Annotated in this window: 17 protein-coding genes; 4 read left to right on the top strand and 13 right to left on the bottom strand. The window is 72.2% G+C overall.

Annotation, left to right across the window (positions count from 1 at the left end):
• Positions 1-2 precede the first annotated feature (2 nt).
• From dhaK to hrcA, 9 genes are all read right to left on the bottom strand, one after another.
• The gene (gene dhaK, locus SGUI_RS00365; RefSeq protein ID WP_066634821.1) at positions 3-1004 is read right to left on the bottom strand and encodes a dihydroxyacetone kinase subunit DhaK; all 1002 of its coding nucleotides are present in this window, start codon (positions 1002-1004) and stop codon (positions 3-5) included.
• Positions 1005-1090: 86 nt separating this feature from the next.
• Positions 1091-2014, bottom strand: a complete 924-nt coding sequence (gene era, locus SGUI_RS00360; RefSeq protein ID WP_066634818.1) for a GTPase Era — start codon at positions 2012-2014, stop codon at positions 1091-1093.
• Positions 2004-3386, bottom strand: coding sequence for a hemolysin family protein (locus SGUI_RS00355; RefSeq protein WP_066634816.1), 1383 nt, complete (start codon positions 3384-3386; stop codon positions 2004-2006). The genes era and SGUI_RS00355 overlap by 11 nt, the downstream gene beginning before the upstream one ends.
• On the bottom strand, positions 3383-3901 hold the full coding sequence (ybeY, locus tag SGUI_RS00350) for an rRNA maturation RNase YbeY (protein ID WP_066634815.1): 519 nt from the start codon (positions 3899-3901) through the stop codon (positions 3383-3385). Before ybeY ends, SGUI_RS00355 begins: the two co-directional genes overlap by 4 nt.
• Positions 3898-4941: a PhoH family protein gene (locus tag SGUI_RS00345; RefSeq protein ID WP_066634811.1), complete on the bottom strand. Its 1044-nt coding sequence runs from the start codon at positions 4939-4941 to the stop codon at positions 3898-3900. The genes ybeY and SGUI_RS00345 overlap by 4 nt, the downstream gene beginning before the upstream one ends.
• Positions 4942-4953: 12 nt before the next feature.
• Entirely contained in the window at positions 4954-6369 is a 1416-nt protein-coding gene (locus tag SGUI_RS00340) for an MFS transporter (protein WP_237141408.1), read from the bottom strand.
• On the bottom strand, positions 6366-7097 hold the full coding sequence (locus tag SGUI_RS00335; RefSeq protein WP_066634808.1) for a 16S rRNA (uracil(1498)-N(3))-methyltransferase: 732 nt from the start codon (positions 7095-7097) through the stop codon (positions 6366-6368). The genes SGUI_RS00340 and SGUI_RS00335 overlap by 4 nt, the downstream gene beginning before the upstream one ends.
• A 3-nt stretch (positions 7098-7100) precedes the next feature.
• Entirely contained in the window at positions 7101-8225 is a 1125-nt protein-coding gene (gene dnaJ, locus SGUI_RS00330; protein WP_066634805.1) for a molecular chaperone DnaJ, read from the bottom strand.
• Between the two features lie 92 nt (positions 8226-8317).
• Entirely contained in the window at positions 8318-9337 is a 1020-nt protein-coding gene (gene hrcA / locus SGUI_RS00325; RefSeq protein ID WP_066634802.1) for a heat-inducible transcriptional repressor HrcA, read from the bottom strand.
• An 87-nt stretch (positions 9338-9424) separates the two neighbouring features.
• Between hrcA and fumC the strand changes: the two genes are divergently transcribed.
• The 3 genes from fumC to SGUI_RS00310 all read left to right on the top strand — a co-directional run bounded on the left by fumC (position 9425) and on the right by SGUI_RS00310 (position 12295).
• Positions 9425-10834: a class II fumarate hydratase gene (gene fumC, locus SGUI_RS00320; RefSeq protein ID WP_157621678.1), complete on the top strand. Its 1410-nt coding sequence runs from the start codon at positions 9425-9427 to the stop codon at positions 10832-10834.
• Positions 10835-10910: 76 nt separating this feature from the next.
• A complete protein-coding gene (locus SGUI_RS00315; protein WP_066634795.1) occupies positions 10911-11798 on the top strand; it encodes a DUF3097 domain-containing protein in 888 nt (295 codons plus the stop codon).
• A 5-nt stretch (positions 11799-11803) separates the two neighbouring features.
• Complete coding sequence (locus SGUI_RS00310) at positions 11804-12295, top strand: DUF4870 domain-containing protein (RefSeq protein ID WP_237141407.1); 492 nt, start codon at positions 11804-11806, stop codon at positions 12293-12295.
• Positions 12296-12698: 403 nt separating this feature from the next.
• Here SGUI_RS00310 and hemW read toward each other — a convergent pair whose 3' ends face one another.
• A complete protein-coding gene (gene hemW, locus SGUI_RS00305) occupies positions 12699-13922 on the bottom strand; it encodes a radical SAM family heme chaperone HemW (protein WP_066634791.1) in 1224 nt (407 codons plus the stop codon).
• Positions 13923-14008: 86 nt separating this feature from the next.
• On the opposite strand from hemW, the gene ppk2 reads away from it, so the two are divergent.
• Positions 14009-14899: a polyphosphate kinase 2 gene (gene ppk2 / locus SGUI_RS00300; protein WP_066634788.1), complete on the top strand. Its 891-nt coding sequence runs from the start codon at positions 14009-14011 to the stop codon at positions 14897-14899.
• A 108-nt stretch (positions 14900-15007) separates the two neighbouring features.
• On the opposite strand, the gene SGUI_RS00295 is transcribed toward ppk2, so the two are convergent.
• From SGUI_RS00295 to lepA, 3 genes are all read right to left on the bottom strand, one after another.
• The gene (locus SGUI_RS00295) at positions 15008-15931 is read right to left on the bottom strand and encodes a hypothetical protein (protein WP_066634786.1); all 924 of its coding nucleotides are present in this window, start codon (positions 15929-15931) and stop codon (positions 15008-15010) included.
• 186 nt (positions 15932-16117) lie between these two features.
• Positions 16118-16933 (bottom strand): tRNA (guanosine(46)-N7)-methyltransferase TrmB, encoded by an 816-nt coding sequence (gene trmB, locus SGUI_RS00290; protein WP_237141406.1) that lies wholly within the window; start codon positions 16931-16933, stop codon positions 16118-16120.
• On the bottom strand, positions 16930-18855 hold the full coding sequence (lepA, locus tag SGUI_RS00285) for a translation elongation factor 4 (protein ID WP_066642427.1): 1926 nt from the start codon (positions 18853-18855) through the stop codon (positions 16930-16932). Before lepA ends, trmB begins: the two co-directional genes overlap by 4 nt.
• Positions 18856-18897 lie beyond the last annotated feature (42 nt).

Here is an 18897-nt window from a genome sequence, read left to right as displayed (position 1 = left end):
GCTCATCCTCCCCATCGCAGGCCGGGAGTGTCCACAGGGGCGTCCCAGCACCGCACCATCTCCTCGTCGACCCGCAGCAGCGTGACCGAGCAGCCCGCCATCTCCAGGGAGGTGATGTAGTTGCCGACCAGGGAGCGCGCGACGGTGACGCCGGCGTCGTCGAGAAGCCGCTTCACCTCGCCGTACATGACGTAGAGCTCGAGCAGCGGGGTGCCACCCATGCCGTTGACGAAGGCGATGACCTGCTCCCCCCGTTTTAGCGACAGGTCCGAGAGCACCGGCTCCACGAGCCGGGCAGCGATGTCGCGGGCGGGCGCGAGCTTCTCGGTGGAGCGGCCCGGCTCGCCGTGGATGCCGATGCCGATCTCCATCTCGTCCTCGGCGAGCTCGAAGGTCGGCTTGCCGGCGGCCGGCACGGTGCACGAGGTGAGCGCGATGCCCATCGAGCGACCCTGCTCGTTGACCCGGCGGGCGAGCGCGGCGCAGGCCGCGAGGTCCTGGCCCTCCTCCGCGGCGGCCCCGACGATCTTCTCCAGCAGCACGGTGACGCCGACCCCGCGACGGCCGGCCGTGAAGAGGCTGTCCTGCACGGCGACGTCGTCGTCGGTGACGACCGCCTCGACCTGGATCCCGGCCTCGGCGGCGAGCTCGGCTGCCATCTCGAAGTTCATGACGTCGCCGGTGTAGTTCTTGACGACGTGCAGCACCCCCGCCCCGCCGTCCACGGCGGTCGTCGCCGCGAGGATCTGGTCGGGGACCGGGGAGGTGAAGACCTCGCCCGCGCAGGCGGCGTCGAGCATGCCGCGGCCGACGAAGCCGCCGTGCAGCGGCTCGTGCCCGGAGCCGCCGCCGGAGACCAGGGCGACCTTGCCGGAGACCGGCGCGTCGGCCCGGAGCACGAGCTTGTGGTCGAGGTCGACGCGCAGGTGGTCGGGGTGCGCGGCCGCCATGCCCGCCAGCGCCTCGACCACCACGTCGGCGGGGTCGTTCAGCAGCTTCTTCATGGGTGCCACTCTGCCACGGATCACCGGCCCGGGTCCGGTCTGCGCACCGCCCCCGCGCGCAGACCGATCAGCGCGGTCCGTCCGGCTCAGAAGCCGAGCCGGTCCAGCGCCTTGGGGTCGCGCTGCCAGTCCTTCGCGACCTTGACGTGCAGGTCCAGGTGCACCCGGTGGCCGAGCAGCTCCTCGATGCCCCGACGGGCCTCGGTGCCGACCTCGCGCAGCCGCGACCCGCCGCGCCCGATGATGATGGCCTTCTGGCTGGAGCGCTCCACGAAGACGTTGACCCGCACGTCGGACAGCGGCGAGTCCCCCGGACGGTCCTCGCGCGGCACGATCTCCTCGACCTGGACGGCCAGGCTGTGCGGCAGCTCGTCGCGCACGCCCTCCAGTGCGGCCTCGCGCACCAGCTCGGCGATGTGGACCAGCGTCGACTCGTCGGTGATCTGGTCCGGGGGGTAGAGCTGCGGCGACTCGGGCAGGTAGGAGGACAGCAGGTCCGCGACCTCCTCCACCTGGTCGCCCTTCGTGGCCGAGCAGGGGATGATCGCGTCCCAGTCGCCCAGCTGGTCGATGGCGACGAGGTGCTCGGCCAGCCGGTCGCGGCTCACGGCGTCCGCCTTGGTCGCGATCGCCACCACCGGGACCCTGCGCACGCGGTGCAGGTCGGCCAGGTCGCGCGCGATGAAGGTGTCTCCCGGACCCACCCGCTGGTCACTGGGCAGGCAGAACCCGATGACGTCGACCGACAGCAGGGTCTCGCGGACCAGGTCGTTGAGGCGCTGCCCGAGCAGCGAGCGCGGCCGGTGGAGGCCGGGGGTGTCCACGAGGACGAGCTGGGAGGTGTCGGTCGTGCGGATCCCGCGGATCGTGTGCCGGGTGGTCTGCGGCTTGGAGGACGTGATCGCGACCTTGCTGCCCACGAGCGCGTTGGTCAGCGTCGACTTCCCCGCGTTCGGTCGCCCGACGAGCGAGGCGAAGCCCGCCCGGTATGCCGTCTGCTCAGCGGGCATGGGAGCTCACCTCGTCCTCGTGCCGGTCCCGGTCCGACTCCGGGGCCTCGGTGTCGTCCACCTGCGGGTCGTCCTGCGTCTCGTCGTCCTCGTCGGCCTCCACGGCCTCGGGCACCCGCCGCACGAGCACCGTCGCCACCCGGCGGCGCCGGCCCGCCATACGCTCGGCCGTGAGCTCGAGCCCGGCGACCTCGCCGACCGCGCCCTGGATCGGCACCATCCCGATCGCCGTGGCCAGCAGACCGCCCACCGAGTCGACGTCCTCGGTCTCGATCTCGACGTCGAACATCTCCGCGAGGTCGTCGACCGGCAGGTTCGCGGGGACCCGCGTCCGGGCGGTGCCCTCCTCGTCGGTGACCTCCTCGACCTCGACGCTGTCGCGGTCGTACTCGTCGGTGATCTCCCCCACGATCTCCTCCACGATGTCCTCGATGGTGATGAGGCCCGCGGTGCCGCCGTACTCGTCGATGACGACCGCGACGTGCTGCCGTCCCCGCTGCATCTCCTTGAGCAGGTCGTCGACCCGCTTCATCTCGGGGATGCGCTGCACCGGCCGCATCACCTCCGTGACCGGCACCGCGCTGGCCGCCTCGGCGCGGCTGTTGACCGCCCGCGCGACGTCCTTGAAGTAGAGCATTCCCAGGACGTCGTCGGTGTCCTCGCCGACGACCGGGACCCGGGAGAAGCCGGAGCGCAGGAGCAGCGACATGGCCTGCCGGAGCACCTTCTCCGCCTTGATGGTGACCAGGTCGGGCCGCGGCACCATGACCTCGCGGGCGACGGTGTCGCCGAGCTCGAAGATGGAGTGGATCATCTCCCGCTCGTCGTCCTCGATGACCGAGGACTCCCCCGCCAGGTCGACCAGCTCGCGCAGCTCGGTCTCCGTCGCGAAGGGACCCTCGGTATACCCGCGGCCCGGCGTGACCGCGTTGCCGAAGACGACGAGCAGCTTGGCGACCGGGCCGAGGAAGAGACGCAGCAGCCGCACGACGGGGGCCGCGAGCAGGGCCACCGACTCCGTGTGCTGCCGGCCCAGGGTGCGCGGGGAGACGCCCACGACCACGAAGGTCAGGATCGACATGATGGCGATGGCGATGAGGGCCGTCTCCAGGTGGGAGTCGGTGAGCACGTCGACCGCCACGGTGACCATGACCGCGGTCGTGGCCTCGGCGGCCACCCGCACGAAGGCCGCGACCGCGAGGTAGGGCGCGGGATCCGCGCTGATCCGCAGCAGCGCCCGGGCGCCGGAGCGGCCCTCGTCGGCCAGCTGCTCGACCCGGCGCAGGGTGACGCGCTGCAGCGCGGTCTCCCCCGCGGTGAGCAGGAAGGCGATGACGGTGGTCGCGAGCGCGACCAGGATCAGCGTGCTCACGCGCCGCCCACCACGTCGTCGTCGGCGGCGCGGGTGGTGCGGCCGCGGTGGGCGAGGAAGGTCAGCAGCAGCGTGCGCTGCAGGTCGAACATCTCGCGCCGCTCCGTCTCCTCGGCGTGGTCGAAGCCGAGCAGGTGCAGGATGCCGTGCGTGGTGAGCAGCAGGATCTCGTCGCCGACGGCGTGGCCGGCCTTCTGCGCCTGCTCCCGCGCGACCGGCGGGCACAGGACGACGTCGCCGAGCACCCCGGCCTCGCCCGCGTCGTCCACCGGGCCCGACCCCTGGCCACCGGGGCGCAGCTCGTCCATGGGGAAGCTCATGACGTCGGTGGGACCGGGCAGGTCCATCCACCGCTCGTGCAGGTTGGCCATCGTGTCCGTGTCGACGAGGGTGATGGTCAGCTCCACGCGGGGGTTGACCCGCAGCTGGTCCAGGACGTGACGCCCGAGGTCGGCCAGCTCGCTCTCCGGGACCGGTGAGGGGACCTCCCCGGACTCGTTGAGGACCTCGATCATCCGCTGCCCTCCCCGGGCGCGGGCCGGGGCTCGCGACGGGGGCCGCCGGGGCGGCGCTGCCGCTCGTCGAACCGGCCGTAGGCGTCGACGATGTCGCTGACCAGGCGGTGGCGCACGACGTCCTGGCTGGTGAGGTGGGAGAAGTGGATGTCCTCGACGTCGGCCAGGATGTCCTGCACGACGCGCAGGCCGGACTTCGTCCCGCCCGGGAGGTCCACCTGCGTCGTGTCGCCGGTGACGACCATCTTGGAGCCGAAGCCGAGCCGGGTGAGGAACATCTTCATCTGCTCGGGCGAGGTGTTCTGCGCCTCGTCGAGGATGATGAAGGCGTCGTTGAGCGAGCGGCCGCGCATGTAGGCCAGGGGGGCGACCTCGATGGTGCCGGCCGCCATGAGCTTGGACATGGACTCGCTGTCGACCATGTCGTGCAGCGCGTCGTAGAGCGGGCGCAGGTAGGGGTCGATCTTGTCGGTGAGGGTGCCGGGCAGGAAGCCCAGGCGTTCCCCCGCCTCCACCGCCGGGCGGGTGAGGATGATCCGGTTGACCTCCTTGGCCTGCAGCGCCGCGACCGCCTTGGCCATCGCCAGGTAGGTCTTGCCGGTGCCGGCCGGGCCGAGCCCGAAGACGATCGTGTGCGCGTCGATGGCCTCGACGTAGTGCTTCTGGTTGAGCGTCTTGGGCCGGATCGTCTTGCCGCGGTTGGAGACGATGTTCATCGTCAGCACGTCGGCCGGGCGGTCCGAGGTCGCGGTGCGCAGCATGCCGATGCTGCGCTCCACGGCGTCACGGTTGAGCGGCTGACCCCGCCCCACGATCGCCAGCAGCTCGTCGACGAGCCGCTCCACGAGGGCCAGCTCACCGGAGTCGCCGGTGAGCCGGAACTCGTTGCCGCGCACGTGCACGTCGACCTGCGGGAATGCGCGTTCGATCGTGCGCAGCAGCTCGTCCCGGGGTCCGAGGAGGGTGACCATCGGGACCTCGTCGGGGATGACGACGGTATGCGTGGGCTGGGTGGCGGTGCTCGGGTCGGTCTGCGTCATGAGGCTCCCAGTCTAGACGCCGAGCCCGTCCGCCGCCCTCCGCGCAGGACGGGCCCGCAGCGCGCTGGACACCGAGAGCAGCCCGACGAGCACGGCCACGACGAGGGTGCCGACGAAGGCGGTGTGCGGTGCGGTGGCGTAGAACACCCCGAAGACGACACCGGTGATCGCCAGGATGAAGGCGCTGGTCAGTGCCTCGCCCACCTGCAGCGCGGAGGAGTTGCGCCCGATCTCGGCCTCCGGGGACAGGCGCATCGTCAGCAGCGAGGTCGTCGGGTAGGCCAGGCCGACCCCGAGCGTGGCCAGGCCGTAGAGGGCGATGACCACCCACCCCGGCCACGAGAACGCCACGGACACGGCCAGCACGACCATGAGGGCGGCATACAGCGAGGTGCCCACGACCATGAGGCGGTAGCGGTCCCGACCGGGCCCGACCCGGGCCTGGAGCCACGACCCCAGGGCCCAGGTGCACGAGGCCACGGCGAGCACCGCTCCCGCTCGGGCGGGGCCGTAGCCGTGCTCGTCGCGCAGCATGAGCGGCAGGTATGCCTCGGCCGCCACGAAGGACCCGCCGAGGGCCGAGCGCACCCCCACCACCGAGGGGAGCCCGCGCCGCAGCGCGAGGGTCCCGCTCGGGAGGAGCCGGCGGGCGGCCAGGAAGAGCAGCACGAGGACGACGGCGCCGACGGCATACTCCGCCGCGGTGACGCGGTCGCCGGCGAGGTTGAGCAGCCCGACCCCGAGGGCGGCCAGCACGGCCCACCCGATGATCGACCCGCGCAGGTAGCCGGCGTCGTCGCCGGGGTAGGTGGCCCGCAGCGCCGGGCGAAGCACCCAGACCGAGAGCAGCACGACGGGGACCACGCCGAGGAAGACCCAGCGCCAGGAGAGGTGCTCGACCAGGGTCCCGGTGAGCAGCGGACCGGCCAGCCCGGGCAGCACCCAGGCCGCCGCGAGCAGGGAGAAGACCGCCGGACGGAGGCCGTCGGGGACGCGTTGGGCGATGACGACGTAGACGGCGACCGACGCCAGGCCGCTGCCGAGGCCCTGCAACCCCCTGCCGACGATGAGCACCTCCATCGTCGGTGCCAGCCCGGCCACGAGGAGGCCGAGGGAGAACACCCCCGCCCCGGCGAGCACGACCGGGCGCGGACCGGACCGGTCCGACCACCAGCCGGCGAGGATCATCCCGACGACGCTCAGCGCGACCGTCGCGCCGAAGGCCATGTTGTAGAGGTGGTAGCCGTCCAGGGCCTCCGCGACCGTCGGCATGGCGGCGCCCACCGCGATGTACTCCAGGGCGAACATCGCGATGAGGACCGTGGCCCCCACCGAGGCGCTGCGGATCCCCGGCGCGAAGACGGCCCCGCTGCGGGGAGCGCGCTCGCGGGTGCCGGTGGCGGTCGCGCTCAGGGGGTCGGTGCTCACCGCCACCTCCCCCGGGCGGCGAGCACGGCGAGGGCGGCGGGCCCGGCGGTCGAGGTGCGCAGCACGGTGGCCCCGAGCCGGACCGGCGCGGCACCGGCGTGGACGAGGGCGTCGAGCTCCTCGGTCGAGATCCCGCCCTCCGGGCCGACCACGAGGAGAACGTCGCCCGCGTCGGGCAGCTCCACCTCGGCCAGCGGGTCGGTCGCCTCCTCGTGCAGCACGAGGGCCAGGGCGCTCTGCCCGGCACGGGCGAGCAGCCCGTTGCGCCCCACCGGGTCGGCCAGGGTCGGTCGGCGCAGCCGGCGGGACTGCTTGGTCGCCGCGACCAGCGCCTGGTCCCAGCGACGCAGCGACTTGGCGGCGCGCTCGCCGCGCCACCGGACGACGCTGCGATCGGCCTGCCAGGGGACGACCTCGTCCACGTCCAGCTCGGTCGCGGCCTCGATCGCCTGCAGGTCACGGTCGCCCTTGGCCAGGGCCTGCGCCAGCACCAGCCTCGGTCGGGGCTCCGGCTGCTCCAGGCGCTCCACCACCTCCAGCCCGAGCTCGGACCGGTCCGCGGTCAGCACGCGGCACCGGGCGCCGCGGCCCGCACCGTCGGAGACCAGGACGCTCTCCCCCGGCGTGATCCGCTGGACCGTCGCGGCGTGGCGCCCCTCCGGTCCGTCCAGGATGATCCGGTCAGCGTCCAGCCGTGCCGGGTCGACGAGGAAGAGCGGGTCGCTCACGCCTCACCGGCCACGCAACGCGTCCCAGAGGCTGTGCTTGCGCCCGCTGCCGGCGGGGCTGCCCATCCGCCCGGTGGGGCTGGACTCGCCCCGGCTCTCGGCGAGCTGGGCGAGGAGCTCGCGCTGCTGGTCGTTGAGCTTGGTGGGCACCTTGACGTCGAGGTGGACGACGAGCTCGCCCCGCCCCTGGCCGCGCAGGTGGGTGACGCCCTTGCCGTCGAGCGAGAGCGTGTTGCCCGGCTGCGTACCCGGCCGCAGGTCGACCTCGACCGGTCCGTCCAGGGTCTCCACCGGCAGGGTCGCGCCCAGCGCGGCGGCGGTCATGGGGACCTCGAGCGTGCAGTGCAGGTCGTCGCCGCGGCGGGTGAAGAGCTCGTGCGGCTCCACCGCGATCTCGACGTAGAGGTCTCCCGGCTCCCCGCCGTAGGGGCCGACCTCGCCCTCGGCGGCCAGCGCGATGCGGGTGCCGGAGTCGACGCCGCCGGGCACCTTGAGGGTGAGGTCGCGACGGGTGCGGATCCGGCCCTCGCCGGAGCAGTCGAAGCAGGGGTGCTCGATGACGTCGCCGAAGCCGCGGCAGGCCTGGCAGGGGCGCGACGTCATGACCTGGCCGAGGAAGGAGCGCTGCACCTGCTGCACCTCGCCGCGCCCGCTGCAGACGTCGCAGGTCCGGGTGCCGGTGCCGGGCTGGGCGCCCGCGCCGCTGCACGTGGTGCAGACCACGGCCGTGTCGATCTGCAGGGTCTGCTCGCCGCCGAAGACCGCCGTCGGGAGGTCGACGTCGAGGCGGATGAGCGCGTCGTGGCCGCGCTGGGTCCGCGAGCGCGGGCCGCGGGCGCCCGCAGCGGTGCCGCCGAAGAAGGCGTCCATGATGTCGCTGAAGGTGAAGCCCTGACCGAAGCCGCCGGTGGCCCCTCCGTAGGGGTCCTGGCCACGGTCGTAGGAGGCGCGCTTGGCCTGGTCGCCCAGCACATCGTAGGCCTGGCTCACCCGCTTGAACTCCGACTCGGCCTCCTCGCCGGGGTTGACGTCGGGGTGCAGCTGGCGGGCCTTCTTGCGGTAGGCCTTCTTGATCTCCTCGGCGGTGGCCTCACGGGACACCCCGAGATCGGCGTAGTAGTCGTTCACGGCGTAGGACGTCCTTGCGGTCGTGGCGTGTGCGGTCTGGTGGTCCGGTTCGGTTCAACGGTCATCGGGGCCGGGGTATGCCGTGAGGTGGCTCACCCGTCCAGGATGTCGGCGACGTAGTGGGCGACGGCCCGGACCGTGGCCATCGCCTGCGGGTAGTCCATGCGGGTCGGTCCCACCACCCCCAGACCGCCGGCGGGCCCGTAGGTCGTGGCGACCACCGAGGTCGTGCGCAGGGGTTCGTAGGGGTTCTCGGCACCGATGGAGACGGCCACCGCGCTCGCGTCGTCGAGGCTGGCCATGCTACCCATGAGCCGCAGCAGGACCACATGCTCCTCGAGCGCCTCGAGCACCTGGGAGAGCGAGGTGGGGAAGTCGCTGCCGACCCGCGCGAGGTTGCCGGTGCCGGCCATGGCGATCCGCTCCTCGGTCTGCTCGTCGGCGGCGACCGCCAGGGCGTCGAGGACCACCTCGGCGAGGGCACGGTCGGCGGGCACCACCCGGTCCCCGATCGCGGCCGTCCCGGCGGCGACGATGCTGAGCCGCTCCCCCACCGTGAGCTCGTTGACGAGGGCGCGCAGCTGGGCCACGACCTCGGGCTCGAGGGTGAGGTCGCGCCCGACGTCCACGACCCGCTGCTCCACCCGGCCGGTGTTGACGATCAGCACGATCATGAGGCGGGTGCCGCCGACGGGGACCAGCTCGACGTGCCGCACGGTGGAGCGGGACAGGCTCGGGTACTGCATCACCGCGACCTGCTGGGTGAGGCTCGAGAGCAGCCGGGTGGTGCGGGACACGACGTCGTCGAGGTCGACGGCGCCGTCGAGGAAGCGGGCGATCGCGGTGCGCTCGGCCCGGGTCATCGGCTTGATCTGCTGGAGCCGGTCGACGAAGAGGCGGTAGCCGGCGTCGGTGGGCACCCGGCCCGCGCTGGTGTGCGGCGCGGTGATGAGGCCCTCCTCCTCCAGCACCGCCATGTCGTTGCGCACCGTGGCGGCGGAGACCCCGAGCTGGTGCCGCTCGAGCAGAGACTTGGAGCCTACCGGCTCGGAGGTGCGGACGTAGTCCTGGACGATGGCTCGCAGCACGTCCAGTCGTCGGTCGTCGCTCACGGTCCCTCCTCCCAGGGGCGGCTGGCACTCACAGGTCAGGAGTGCCAGTCTACGGGAGGTGTGGGCGGACGGCATACCATGAGCGCCATGAGCAGCAACGACGTGCGCATCGAGAAGGACAGCATGGGCGAGGTCGAGGTCCCCGCCGGCCGCTACTGGGGGGCGCAGACGCAGCGCAGCATCCGCAACTTCCCCATCGGCCAGGACACCTTCGTCTGGGGGCGGCCGATCATCCAGGCGCTGGGGATCCTCAAGAAGGGCGCGGCCCAGGCCAACGCCGAGCTGGGCGAGCTGCCGCAGGACGTCGCCGACCTCGTCGTCCGGGCTGCCGACGAGGTCATCGCCGGGGACCTCGACGAGCACTTCCCGCTCGTCGTCTTCCAGACCGGGTCGGGCACGCAGAGCAACATGAACAGCAACGAGGTCATCTCCAACCGCGCCATCGAGCTGGCCGGCGGCGAGATGGGCAGCAAGACCCCGGTGCACCCCAACGACCACGTCAACCGTGGGCAGAGCAGCAACGACACCTTCCCCACCGCCATGCACATCGCGGTGCTGCTCGAGCTGCGCGACCGGCTCGAGCCGGGGGTCACGACGCTGCGCGACACCCTGGCGGCCAAGGCGGAGCAGTATGCCGACGTCGTCAAGGTCGGCCGCACCCACCTGCAGGACGCCACACCTATCACGCTCGGCCAGGAGATCGGCGGCTGGGTCGCGCAGCTGGACTACGCCCTGGGCGAGGTCCGGCACGCCGGGGAGGGGCTGCGCGAGCTGGCGATCGGCGGCACGGCGGTCGGCACCGGGCTCAACGCGCACCGCGACTTCGGTGCGCTCGCGGCGCGGAAGATGGGCGAGGAGGCGGGCATGGAGCTGCGCAGCGCGGACAACAAGTTCGCCGCGCTCTCCGCGCACGACGCGCTGGTGCAGACCTCGTCCTCGCTGCGGACCCTCGCGGGCGCCCTCATGAAGATGGCCAACGACGTGCGGTGGCTGGCCTCCGGGCCGCGCAACGGCATCGGTGAGCTGCTCATCCCGGAGAACGAGCCGGGCAGCTCGATCATGCCGGGCAAGGTCAACCCGACCCAGTCCGAGGCCATGACGATGGTGGCGACGCGGGTCTTCGGCAACGATGCGACGGTCGGGTTCGCGGGGACCCAGGGCAACTTCCAGCTCAACGTCTTCAAGCCGGTCATGGTGCACGCGGTGCTGGAGAGCATCCGGATCGTCGCGGACGCCTGCCTCGCCTTCGACACCGGTTGCGCCCAGGGCATCGAGCCCAACACCGAGCGGATCGAGGCCAACCTCGCCAGCAACCTCATGCAGGTGACGGCGCTCAACCCGCACATCGGCTACGACAAGGCGGCGGCGATCGCGAAGTCGGCGCACAAGAGGGGTCAGACCCTGCGCGAGGCGGCCCTGGAGAGCGGGGACCTCACGGCCGAGGAGTTCGACGCCTGGGTCGTGCCGCTGGACATGACCCACCCGCGCGACGTCTGACCACCGGACGCCCGACCTGGGCGGCCGTCGCGCGCCTCAGGGACCTCGTGCGTCACACGCGCTACGGTCACCTGTTGTGAACGACCGCTACGGATACGGCACCGACGTCCTTGCGACCGACTGGCGCGCCCCCCGCCGGGGCCGCGCCCGCGAGGTGGCCGCCGACCCCGGGATGGTCGTGGAGGACGTCGACACCGGCTGGTGCGGTGCCGTCGTCGGCGTGGAGAAGGTCGGCGGTATGCAGGTGGTCCACCTCGAGGACCGCCGCGGCCGGCGCAAGGGCTTCCCACTCGGGCCGGGCTTCCTGCTCGAGGGTGCGCCCGTCGTCCTCACCGCGCCGGTCGACCGGCGGGCGGTCGAGCGCCTGGCCACCGAGCGCGAGGCGGCGAGGCGCACGGCCAGCGGCTCGGTGCGGGTCACCGACCGGCCGGCCCGCGTCGCCACCGGCTCCCGCATCTGGGTGGAGGGCCGCCACGACGCCGAGCTGGTGGAGAAGGTCTGGGGCGACGACCTGCGCGTGGAGGGCGTCGTGGTCGAGATGCTCGACGGGGTCGACGACCTGGCCTCCCTCATCCGCTCGTTCGCGCCGACGCGCGACCAGCGCCTCGGCATCCTCGTCGACCACCTCATCCCCGGCACCAAGGAGACCCGGATCGTGCAGGAGGCGGAGCGGGTCAGCCCGTGGGTGCGCATCCTGGGCCACCCCTACGTCGACGTGTGGCAGTCGGTGAAGCCGGCGCGGCTGGGGCTCGACGCCTGGCCGGTCATCGAGCGCGGGCGCTCGTGGAAGCACGGGATCCTCGCCGAGCTGGGGTGGGCGCACCGGACCCAAGCGGACGTGGCCCGGGGGTGGAAGAAGATCCTGGGCACGGTGCGTTCCTACAGTGACCTGGAACCAACGCTGCTCGCCAGCGTCGAAGAGCTGATCGACTTCGTCACCGTTCCACCACCTCACGAGGAGTGAGCAGCATGACCCAGAACCCACCTCCCCCCAGCGGCCAACCCTGGCAGGACCCCCAGCAGGGTGCGCAGGCATACCCCCAGGGCGGCAGTCCCGGCAGTCCCGCCTACGGGCAGCCCGGCTCCGGCCCGGCACCCGTGCAGGGCGACGAGAAGTCCATGATGATCCTGGCCCACCTCTCCGGACCGCTGGCGATGCTGCTCAGCGTCGGCTGGGTGCCCTTCCTCGGCCCCCTGCTCATCTGGCTGTTCTACAAGGACCGGTCCGCTGCCGTGCGCACGGCGTCCGCCGGGGCCTTCAACTTCAACCTGACGATGACCATCGCCAGCGTGGCGCTGTGGATCAGCGTCATCCTCACCATCGGCATCGGCTTCCTCTGGGCCGTCCCGGGCTGGATCCTCATCTTCGTCGTCCAGCTCTGGTGCCACATCAAGGGAGCGCTGCGGGCCGCCGACGGCCGGGTCTACGACTACCCGTTCCAGATCCGTCTGCTGAGCTGAGCCCCACCCGTCCCACCTGTCACCGGCCTCCGGCGTGTCCTCCCCGACACGCCGGGGGCCGTCCGACTTTCTCTCCCGACCCCTTGCGCCCCGGCCTCGGGAGGCGTAGACATTCCCCTACGCACTCCCCTCGGGGAGAGCGGGTCGCAAGACTGCCGAGGATTCGACCGTCCTTCGGGACGGACCTCCCGGTGATGCGGGAGCAGAGCCTCCAGGCACCTTGCGCACCGCCAGCAGCATCACGGCTGGTCGTGGCCCGGTTCGCGAACTCATACTTCGCGAACCGGGCCACACCTCGTCCTGGGCACGTCAGGCCCTGCACGCTCATACCCGGCAGGGACTGCTCCCAGTGTCGGGGCTGCAGGTGTCGTGACCGCGGAGCACCGGTGGCGTGTCGGTGAACTCACCCCGGGAGCAGCCGGTGCACCACGGTGTCGGCCAGCAGCCGGCCCCGCAGCGTGAGCACCGCCCGCCCCCGCACCGCGGCCCGGCCGTCGAGCAGCCCGTCGGCCACGAGCCCGGCCACGGCGGTGCGCCCCACGGGTCGCAGGTCGTCCACCGGGAGGCCGTCGCCCAGGCGCACGCCGAGCAGGACGCGCTCGGCATACCGCTGCTCGGCGTCGAGAACCTCCCGGGCGTGCACCGGGGCGAGGCCCTGCCCGATCCGGTCGGCGTACGCCCGAGGGTGCTTGACGTTCCACCAGCGCACCCCGCCGACGTGGCTGTGGGCGCCCGGCCCGATCCCCCACCAGTCCGCCCCGCTCCAGTAGGCCACGTTGTGGGCGCACCGGTGCTCCGGTGACCGGGCCCAGTTAGAGATCTCGTACCACCCGTAGCCGGCTGCGGCGAGGACCTCGTCGGCGAGCTCGTACTTGTCGGCCTCGTCGTCGTCGTCCGGGGCCGGCACCTCGCCGCGCCGGACCTGACCGTGCAGCCGGGTGCCGGGCTCCACGACCAGGGCGTATGCCGACACGTGGTCCGGCTCCAGCGCCACCGCCGCCTCCAGGCTGGAGCGCCAGTCCTCCAGCGACTCGCCGGGGGTGCCGTAGATGAGGTCGAGGCTGACCTGGAGCCCTGCCCCGCGTACGGCGGTCACCGCCCGCGCGACCCCCGCCGGGTCGTGGGTCCGGTCCAGGGTCCGCAGCACGTGCGGCACCGCGGACTGCATGCCCAGGCTCACCCGGGTGAACCCCTGCGCGGCGAGCTGCTCGGCCACGGCCGGGGTGATGGTGTCCGGGTTGGCCTCGGTGGTCACCTCGGCCCCCGGCACCAGCCCCCACCGGTCCCGGACCCCGGCCAGGAGAGAGCCCAGCGCGGCCGGCGCCAGCATGGTCGGCGTGCCACCGCCGACGAAGACGGTGCTCACGGGTCCCGGCGACCCGGGCGACAGCGCCCGGGCGGCCACCTCGAGCTCGGCGCCCGCGGCCGCGAGGTAGCCCTCGGGCGCGGCACCGTCGTCGAGCTCGGGCAGGGTGTAGGTGTTGAAGTCGCAGTAGCCGCACCGCACCCGGCAGAACGGGACGTGCAGGTAGACCGAGAAGTGGCGCGAGCGCATACCCTCCAGCGCCGCGGGCGGCAGCGCGCCGTCCTCGGGCGCGGGCTCACCCGGGGGAAAGGTGGAGGGCATACCCCCGATTCTCCCACCCGTGAACTGCGTCGACGCCGTCACGGGTCGTCCGTCCCGACCCGGGCGGGGCGCGCTAGGGTCAGAGGGTGCAGCAGCGCCTCCGCGAGTACATCGACACCCTGCGGGTGCAGGGGTACACCGTGCGGGACGACCAGGGGTCGGACCCGGACCTCATCACGCCCGACGGCAGCGCGGTCGACACCTGGCGGGAGGACTACCCCTACAGCGAGCGGATGACCCGGGACTACTACGAGGTCGAGAAGTGGCTGCTGCAGGTGGAGCTGCTGAAGTTCCAGTACTGGGCCAAGGACCACGGCAGCCGGCACGTCCTCGTCTTCGAGGGACGCGACGCGGCCGGCAAGGGTGGCTCGATCAAGCGCTTCACCGAGCACCTCAACCCCCGCGGTGCGCGGGTCGTGGCGCTCAACAAGCCGACCGAGGTCGAGGCCGGGCAGTGGTACTTCCAGCGCTACATCCAGCACCTGCCGACCGCCGGCGAGATGGTGCTCTTCGACCGCTCCTGGTACAACCGCGCCGGCGTGGAGCGGGTCATGGGCTTCTGCTCGAACGCGGAGTACGACCGCTTCATGATCCAGGCGCCGCTCTTCGAGCAGATGCTCGTCGAGGCCGGGGTGTCGATCACGAAGTTCTGGTTCTCGGTGACCCAAACCGAGCAGCGCACCCGCTTCGCGATCCGGCAGCTGGACCCGGTGCGGCAGTGGAAGCTCTCCCCCATGGACCTGGAGAGCCTGGACCGGTGGGAGGCCTACACCGAGGCCAAGGAAGAGATGTTCCGCCGGACCGACACCGACTGGGCGCCGTGGGTGACGATCAAGAGCAACGACAAGAAGCGCGCCCGCATCAACGCCATGCGCCACTTCCTGTCGCAGTTCGAGTACGAGGGCAAGGACCACGACGTCGTCCTGCGCCCCGACCCGCGTCTCGTGAAGCGCGCCCGGGACAGCGCCGGCGACTGAGGCATCCTGCCCGTCCTCGGCTGCGACGCCGAGCGGCCCGGTTCGGGGCGGTGCATCGGTCCTTTCGCGCTCCCGAGTGGGCCACTCGGCGGGAGGTATGCCGACGGTTCAGGCGTGCCCGCGGCCGCGGAAGTAGCGCCGCCACTCCTGCGAACGACGCCCGACCGGTATGCCTCGCTGCCGGAAGAGCCGCTCCTGCCGCTCCAGCGTCTGCTCCGGTGTCGCGAAGATGTCCTTGCTGACGAGGGTCATGATCCGCCAGTCGGCGTCCTCGAGCTCCTCGCGACGGCCGAGGTCGGCCTCCCACTGCTCCTCGCGCGTCACATGGTGCCGGCCGTCGTACTCCACGGCCGTCCGCGTGGCACGGTCCGCAGCGTCCAGCCGCCGGAGCAGCCTTCCGTCGGCGTCGTGGAGACGCACGTCAGTCTCCAGCTCCGGGAGCCCCGCGAGCACGCGCAGCAGCCGGCAGCGGGTCTCCATCGGCGAGTCCACGCCGGCGCGGACCAGGCCGGCGGCACGCCGCGCCATGCGGGCACCGCGCCCGCTCCACGCGGCAGCGGCGGCGTGCAGGTCCGCGGGAGAGCATCGACCCCGGCGCACGAGTGAGTCGCCCAGGACGACCAGGTCCACGAGCTCGAGGCTTCTGCTGAGCTCCAGGAAGACCTGGGCCGGTGACGCGACCCGCAGTCCGCGGAAGCGGAGGTGCTGCCCGGTGCCCCAGTGCACCACGACCCCCTCACGACGGCGCCGCTTGACCGTCGGCGGCACGCAGACGTGGAGCTGGCAGGTGTCCGGCACCACGGCTCCGTAGAGACGGGCCGCAGTGTGGTGCGACACCCAGGCCTCGTCCACCGCGGCCACGAGGAGCGCCGCCCGGGCGTCCACCCAGGCGCGATCGGACACCCGCGCGCGGGCATACACGCCTCGTACCACCTGTCGGTAGGGCCCTGACTCCAGCTCCCGACGGGACAGCCCGGCGGCCCTCGCCCGGGCCGTGGTGAAGACCGGGTCGAGGTCGGGTGCCGCGCTCACCCGTCGAGCCTGCCCGATCCACGGGCCGTGCCACCGCCGTCCACAGGCGGCAACCGTCAGGGGTTCGCTCCGCCTGGCTCGTCGCTTCGCCCAGCGGCCCACTTCGACCCGGCAGAACGGGCTTGTGGCGCACCAAGGTGGGCCACTCGGCGCTGTGGGGACGTCAGACGGCGCGGCGCCGCGGACTCAGACGCGGCGGTAGGCCAGGTCGGCGATCTCCCGGCCGGCCTCGATCCCCCGCCGCTCGAAGCGGGTCATCGGGCGCAGCGGCGCGCGCTCGGTGGAGACCAGCTCCCACGCGGTATGCCCGTCCAGCACCGCGCGCATGTGGTCGGCGTAGTCGGCCCAGTCGGTGGCGAGGCGCCAGAGCCCACCGGGCGGCACGAGGTCAGCGACGGTGCCGGCGAAGTCGGGGGCGACGAGGCGGCGCTTGTGGTGCTTGTTCTTGGGCCACGGGTCGGGGAAGAAGGTCCACACCTCGTGGGCGCTCCCGCCGGGCAGCATGCTCTGCAGCGCGAGCGCCGCGTCGGCCTCGACGAAGCGCACGTTGGTCAGCGGCTCCGCACCCATCTTGGCCAGCGCGTGCCCGATGCCGGGGCGCCACACCTCGAGCGCGAGGAAGTCCCACCCCGGTTCCGTCGTCGCGGCGTGCACCAGGGCGTCGCCGGAGCCGGAGCCGATCTCGACGACCAGGGGCGCGGCACGACCGAAGACCTGCTCCGGGTCGATCCGGTATGCCGGGTGCACCGCGGTCGACCCGTCCGCCCCGTGCGGGCGCGGGACCTCGAGGACGAGGGCGTCGGCATACCGGTCCCAGGCGGCCTGGTGGGAGTCCTTGAGCATCCGGCCGCCGCGCCGGGTGAAGGAGCGGGTCCGGGCCAGCGGTCGTGGACCGACGGCAGGGTGCCCGTGCGCCTGGTGCCCCTTCGGCGGGTCCTGGCGGACCGAAGGGGTGTCGGGTCCGGAATCCGAGCGGACGGAGGGGGTGTCCGGTCGCGTCACTTCTTGCTCTTGGCCGGCTCGGCGACGCTGCCGTCCTGGGAGAGCGCGGCGATGAAGGCCTCCTGCGGCACCTCGACCGACCCGACCATCTTCATCCGCTTCTTGCCCTCCTTCTGCTTCTCCAGCAGCTTGCGCTTGCGGCTGATGTCACCGCCGTAGCACTTGGCCAGGACGTCCTTGCGGATCGCGCGGATCGTCTCCCGGGCGATGACCCGGGAGCCGATGGCCGCCTGGACGGGGACCTCGAACTGCTGGCGCGGGATAAGCTCCTTGAGCTTGCCGGCCATCTGCACGCCGTAGGCGTAGGCCTTGTCGCGGTGCACGATCGCGCTGAAGGCGTCGACCGTGTCGCCCTGCAGCAGGATGTCGACCTTGACCAGGTCCGCCTCCTGGGTGCCGGACGGCTCGTAGTCAAGGGAGGCATACCCCCGGGTCCGGGACTTCAGCGCGTCGAAGAAGTCGAAGACGATCTCGGCGAGCGGCAGGGTGTAGCGCAGCTCCACCCGCTCCGGGGAGAGGTAGTCCATCCCCAGCAGGGTGCCGCGCCGGGACTGGCACAGCTCCATGATCGCGCCGATGAACTCGCTCGGGGCGAGCACGGTGCCGCGGACCACGGGCTCGGTGATCGAGGCGATCTTGCCCGCAGGGAACTCGCTGGGGTTGGTCACCTCGATCTCGGTCCCGTCGTCGAGCAGCACGTCGTAGGACACGTTGGGCAGGGTGGAGATGAGGTCGAGGTTGAACTCCCGCTCCAGCCGCTCGCGGACGATCTCCAGGTGCAGCATCCCCAGGAAGCCGACGCGGAAGCCGAAGCCGAGGGCGCCGGAGGTCTCCGGCTCGTAGACCAGCGCGGCGTCGTTGAGCTTGAGCTTGTCCAGGGCGTCACGAAGGATCGGGTAGTCCGAGCCGTCGATGGGGTAGAGCCCGGAGAAGACCATGGGCCGAGGGTCCTTGTAGCCGCCGAGCGCCTTGGTGGCCTGGCGCCGCTCCCCCGTCACGGTGTCACCGACCTTGGACTGGCGCACGTCCTTGACGCCGGTGATGAGGTAGCCGACCTCCCCGACGCCCAGGCCCTTGGTGGCCGCGGGCTCGGGGCTGATCGCGCCGATCTCCAGCAGCTCGTGCGTCGCCTTCGTCGACATCATGGCGATGCGCTCGCGGGGCGACAGGCTGCCGTCGACGACCCGGACGTAGGTGACCACGCCGCGGTAGGTGTCGTAGACCGAGTCGAAGATCATCGCCCGCGCGGGGGCCTGCGCGTCGCCGACCGGCGCCGGGATCTCGTCCACGATGCGGTCCAGCAGCTCGGGGACCCCCTCCCCCGTCTTGCCGGACACCCGCAGCACGTCCTGGGGGTCGCAGCCGATGAGGCCGGCGATCTCCTCGGCATACTTCTCCGGCTGGGCGGAGGGCAGGTCGATCTTGTTGAGGACCGGGATGATGACCAGGTCGTTCTCCATCGCGAGATAGAGGTTGGCCAACGTCTGCGCCTCGATCCCCTGCGCGGCGTCGACGAGCAGCACCGCCCCCTCGCACGCCGCCAGGCTCCGGCTCACCTCGTAGGTGAAGTCCACGTGCCCGGGGGTGTCGATCATGTTCAGGACATACGTCCGCTCACGGCTCGGAGCTCCCTGCGGTCGCTCGCTCCCGCTGCTCCGTGGACCAGGCTCCTGCGTCGCGGTCCACGGCATCCGCACGGCCTGGCTCTTGATGGTGATGCCGCGCTCGCGCTCGATGTCCATGCGGTCGAGGTACTGCGCCCGCATCTGCCGCTGGTCGACCACCCCGGTGACCTGCAGCATACGGTCGGCCAGGGTCGACTTGCCGTGGTCGATGTGCGCGATGATGCAGAAGTTGCGGATGACCTCCGGCGGGGTCGCGGCCGGCTGCGGCACGGTGTCGGGACGGGCGAGCGGAGACAGGGCGGGCACCTCATCGGCAGGGTCGCAGGGTCGGGGGTATGC

It is taken from the genome of Serinicoccus hydrothermalis (assembly GCF_001685415.1).
Classification (GTDB): domain Bacteria; phylum Actinomycetota; class Actinomycetes; order Actinomycetales; family Dermatophilaceae; genus Ornithinicoccus; species Ornithinicoccus hydrothermalis.
This window is presented reverse-complemented; position numbering and strand designations above follow the sequence as displayed.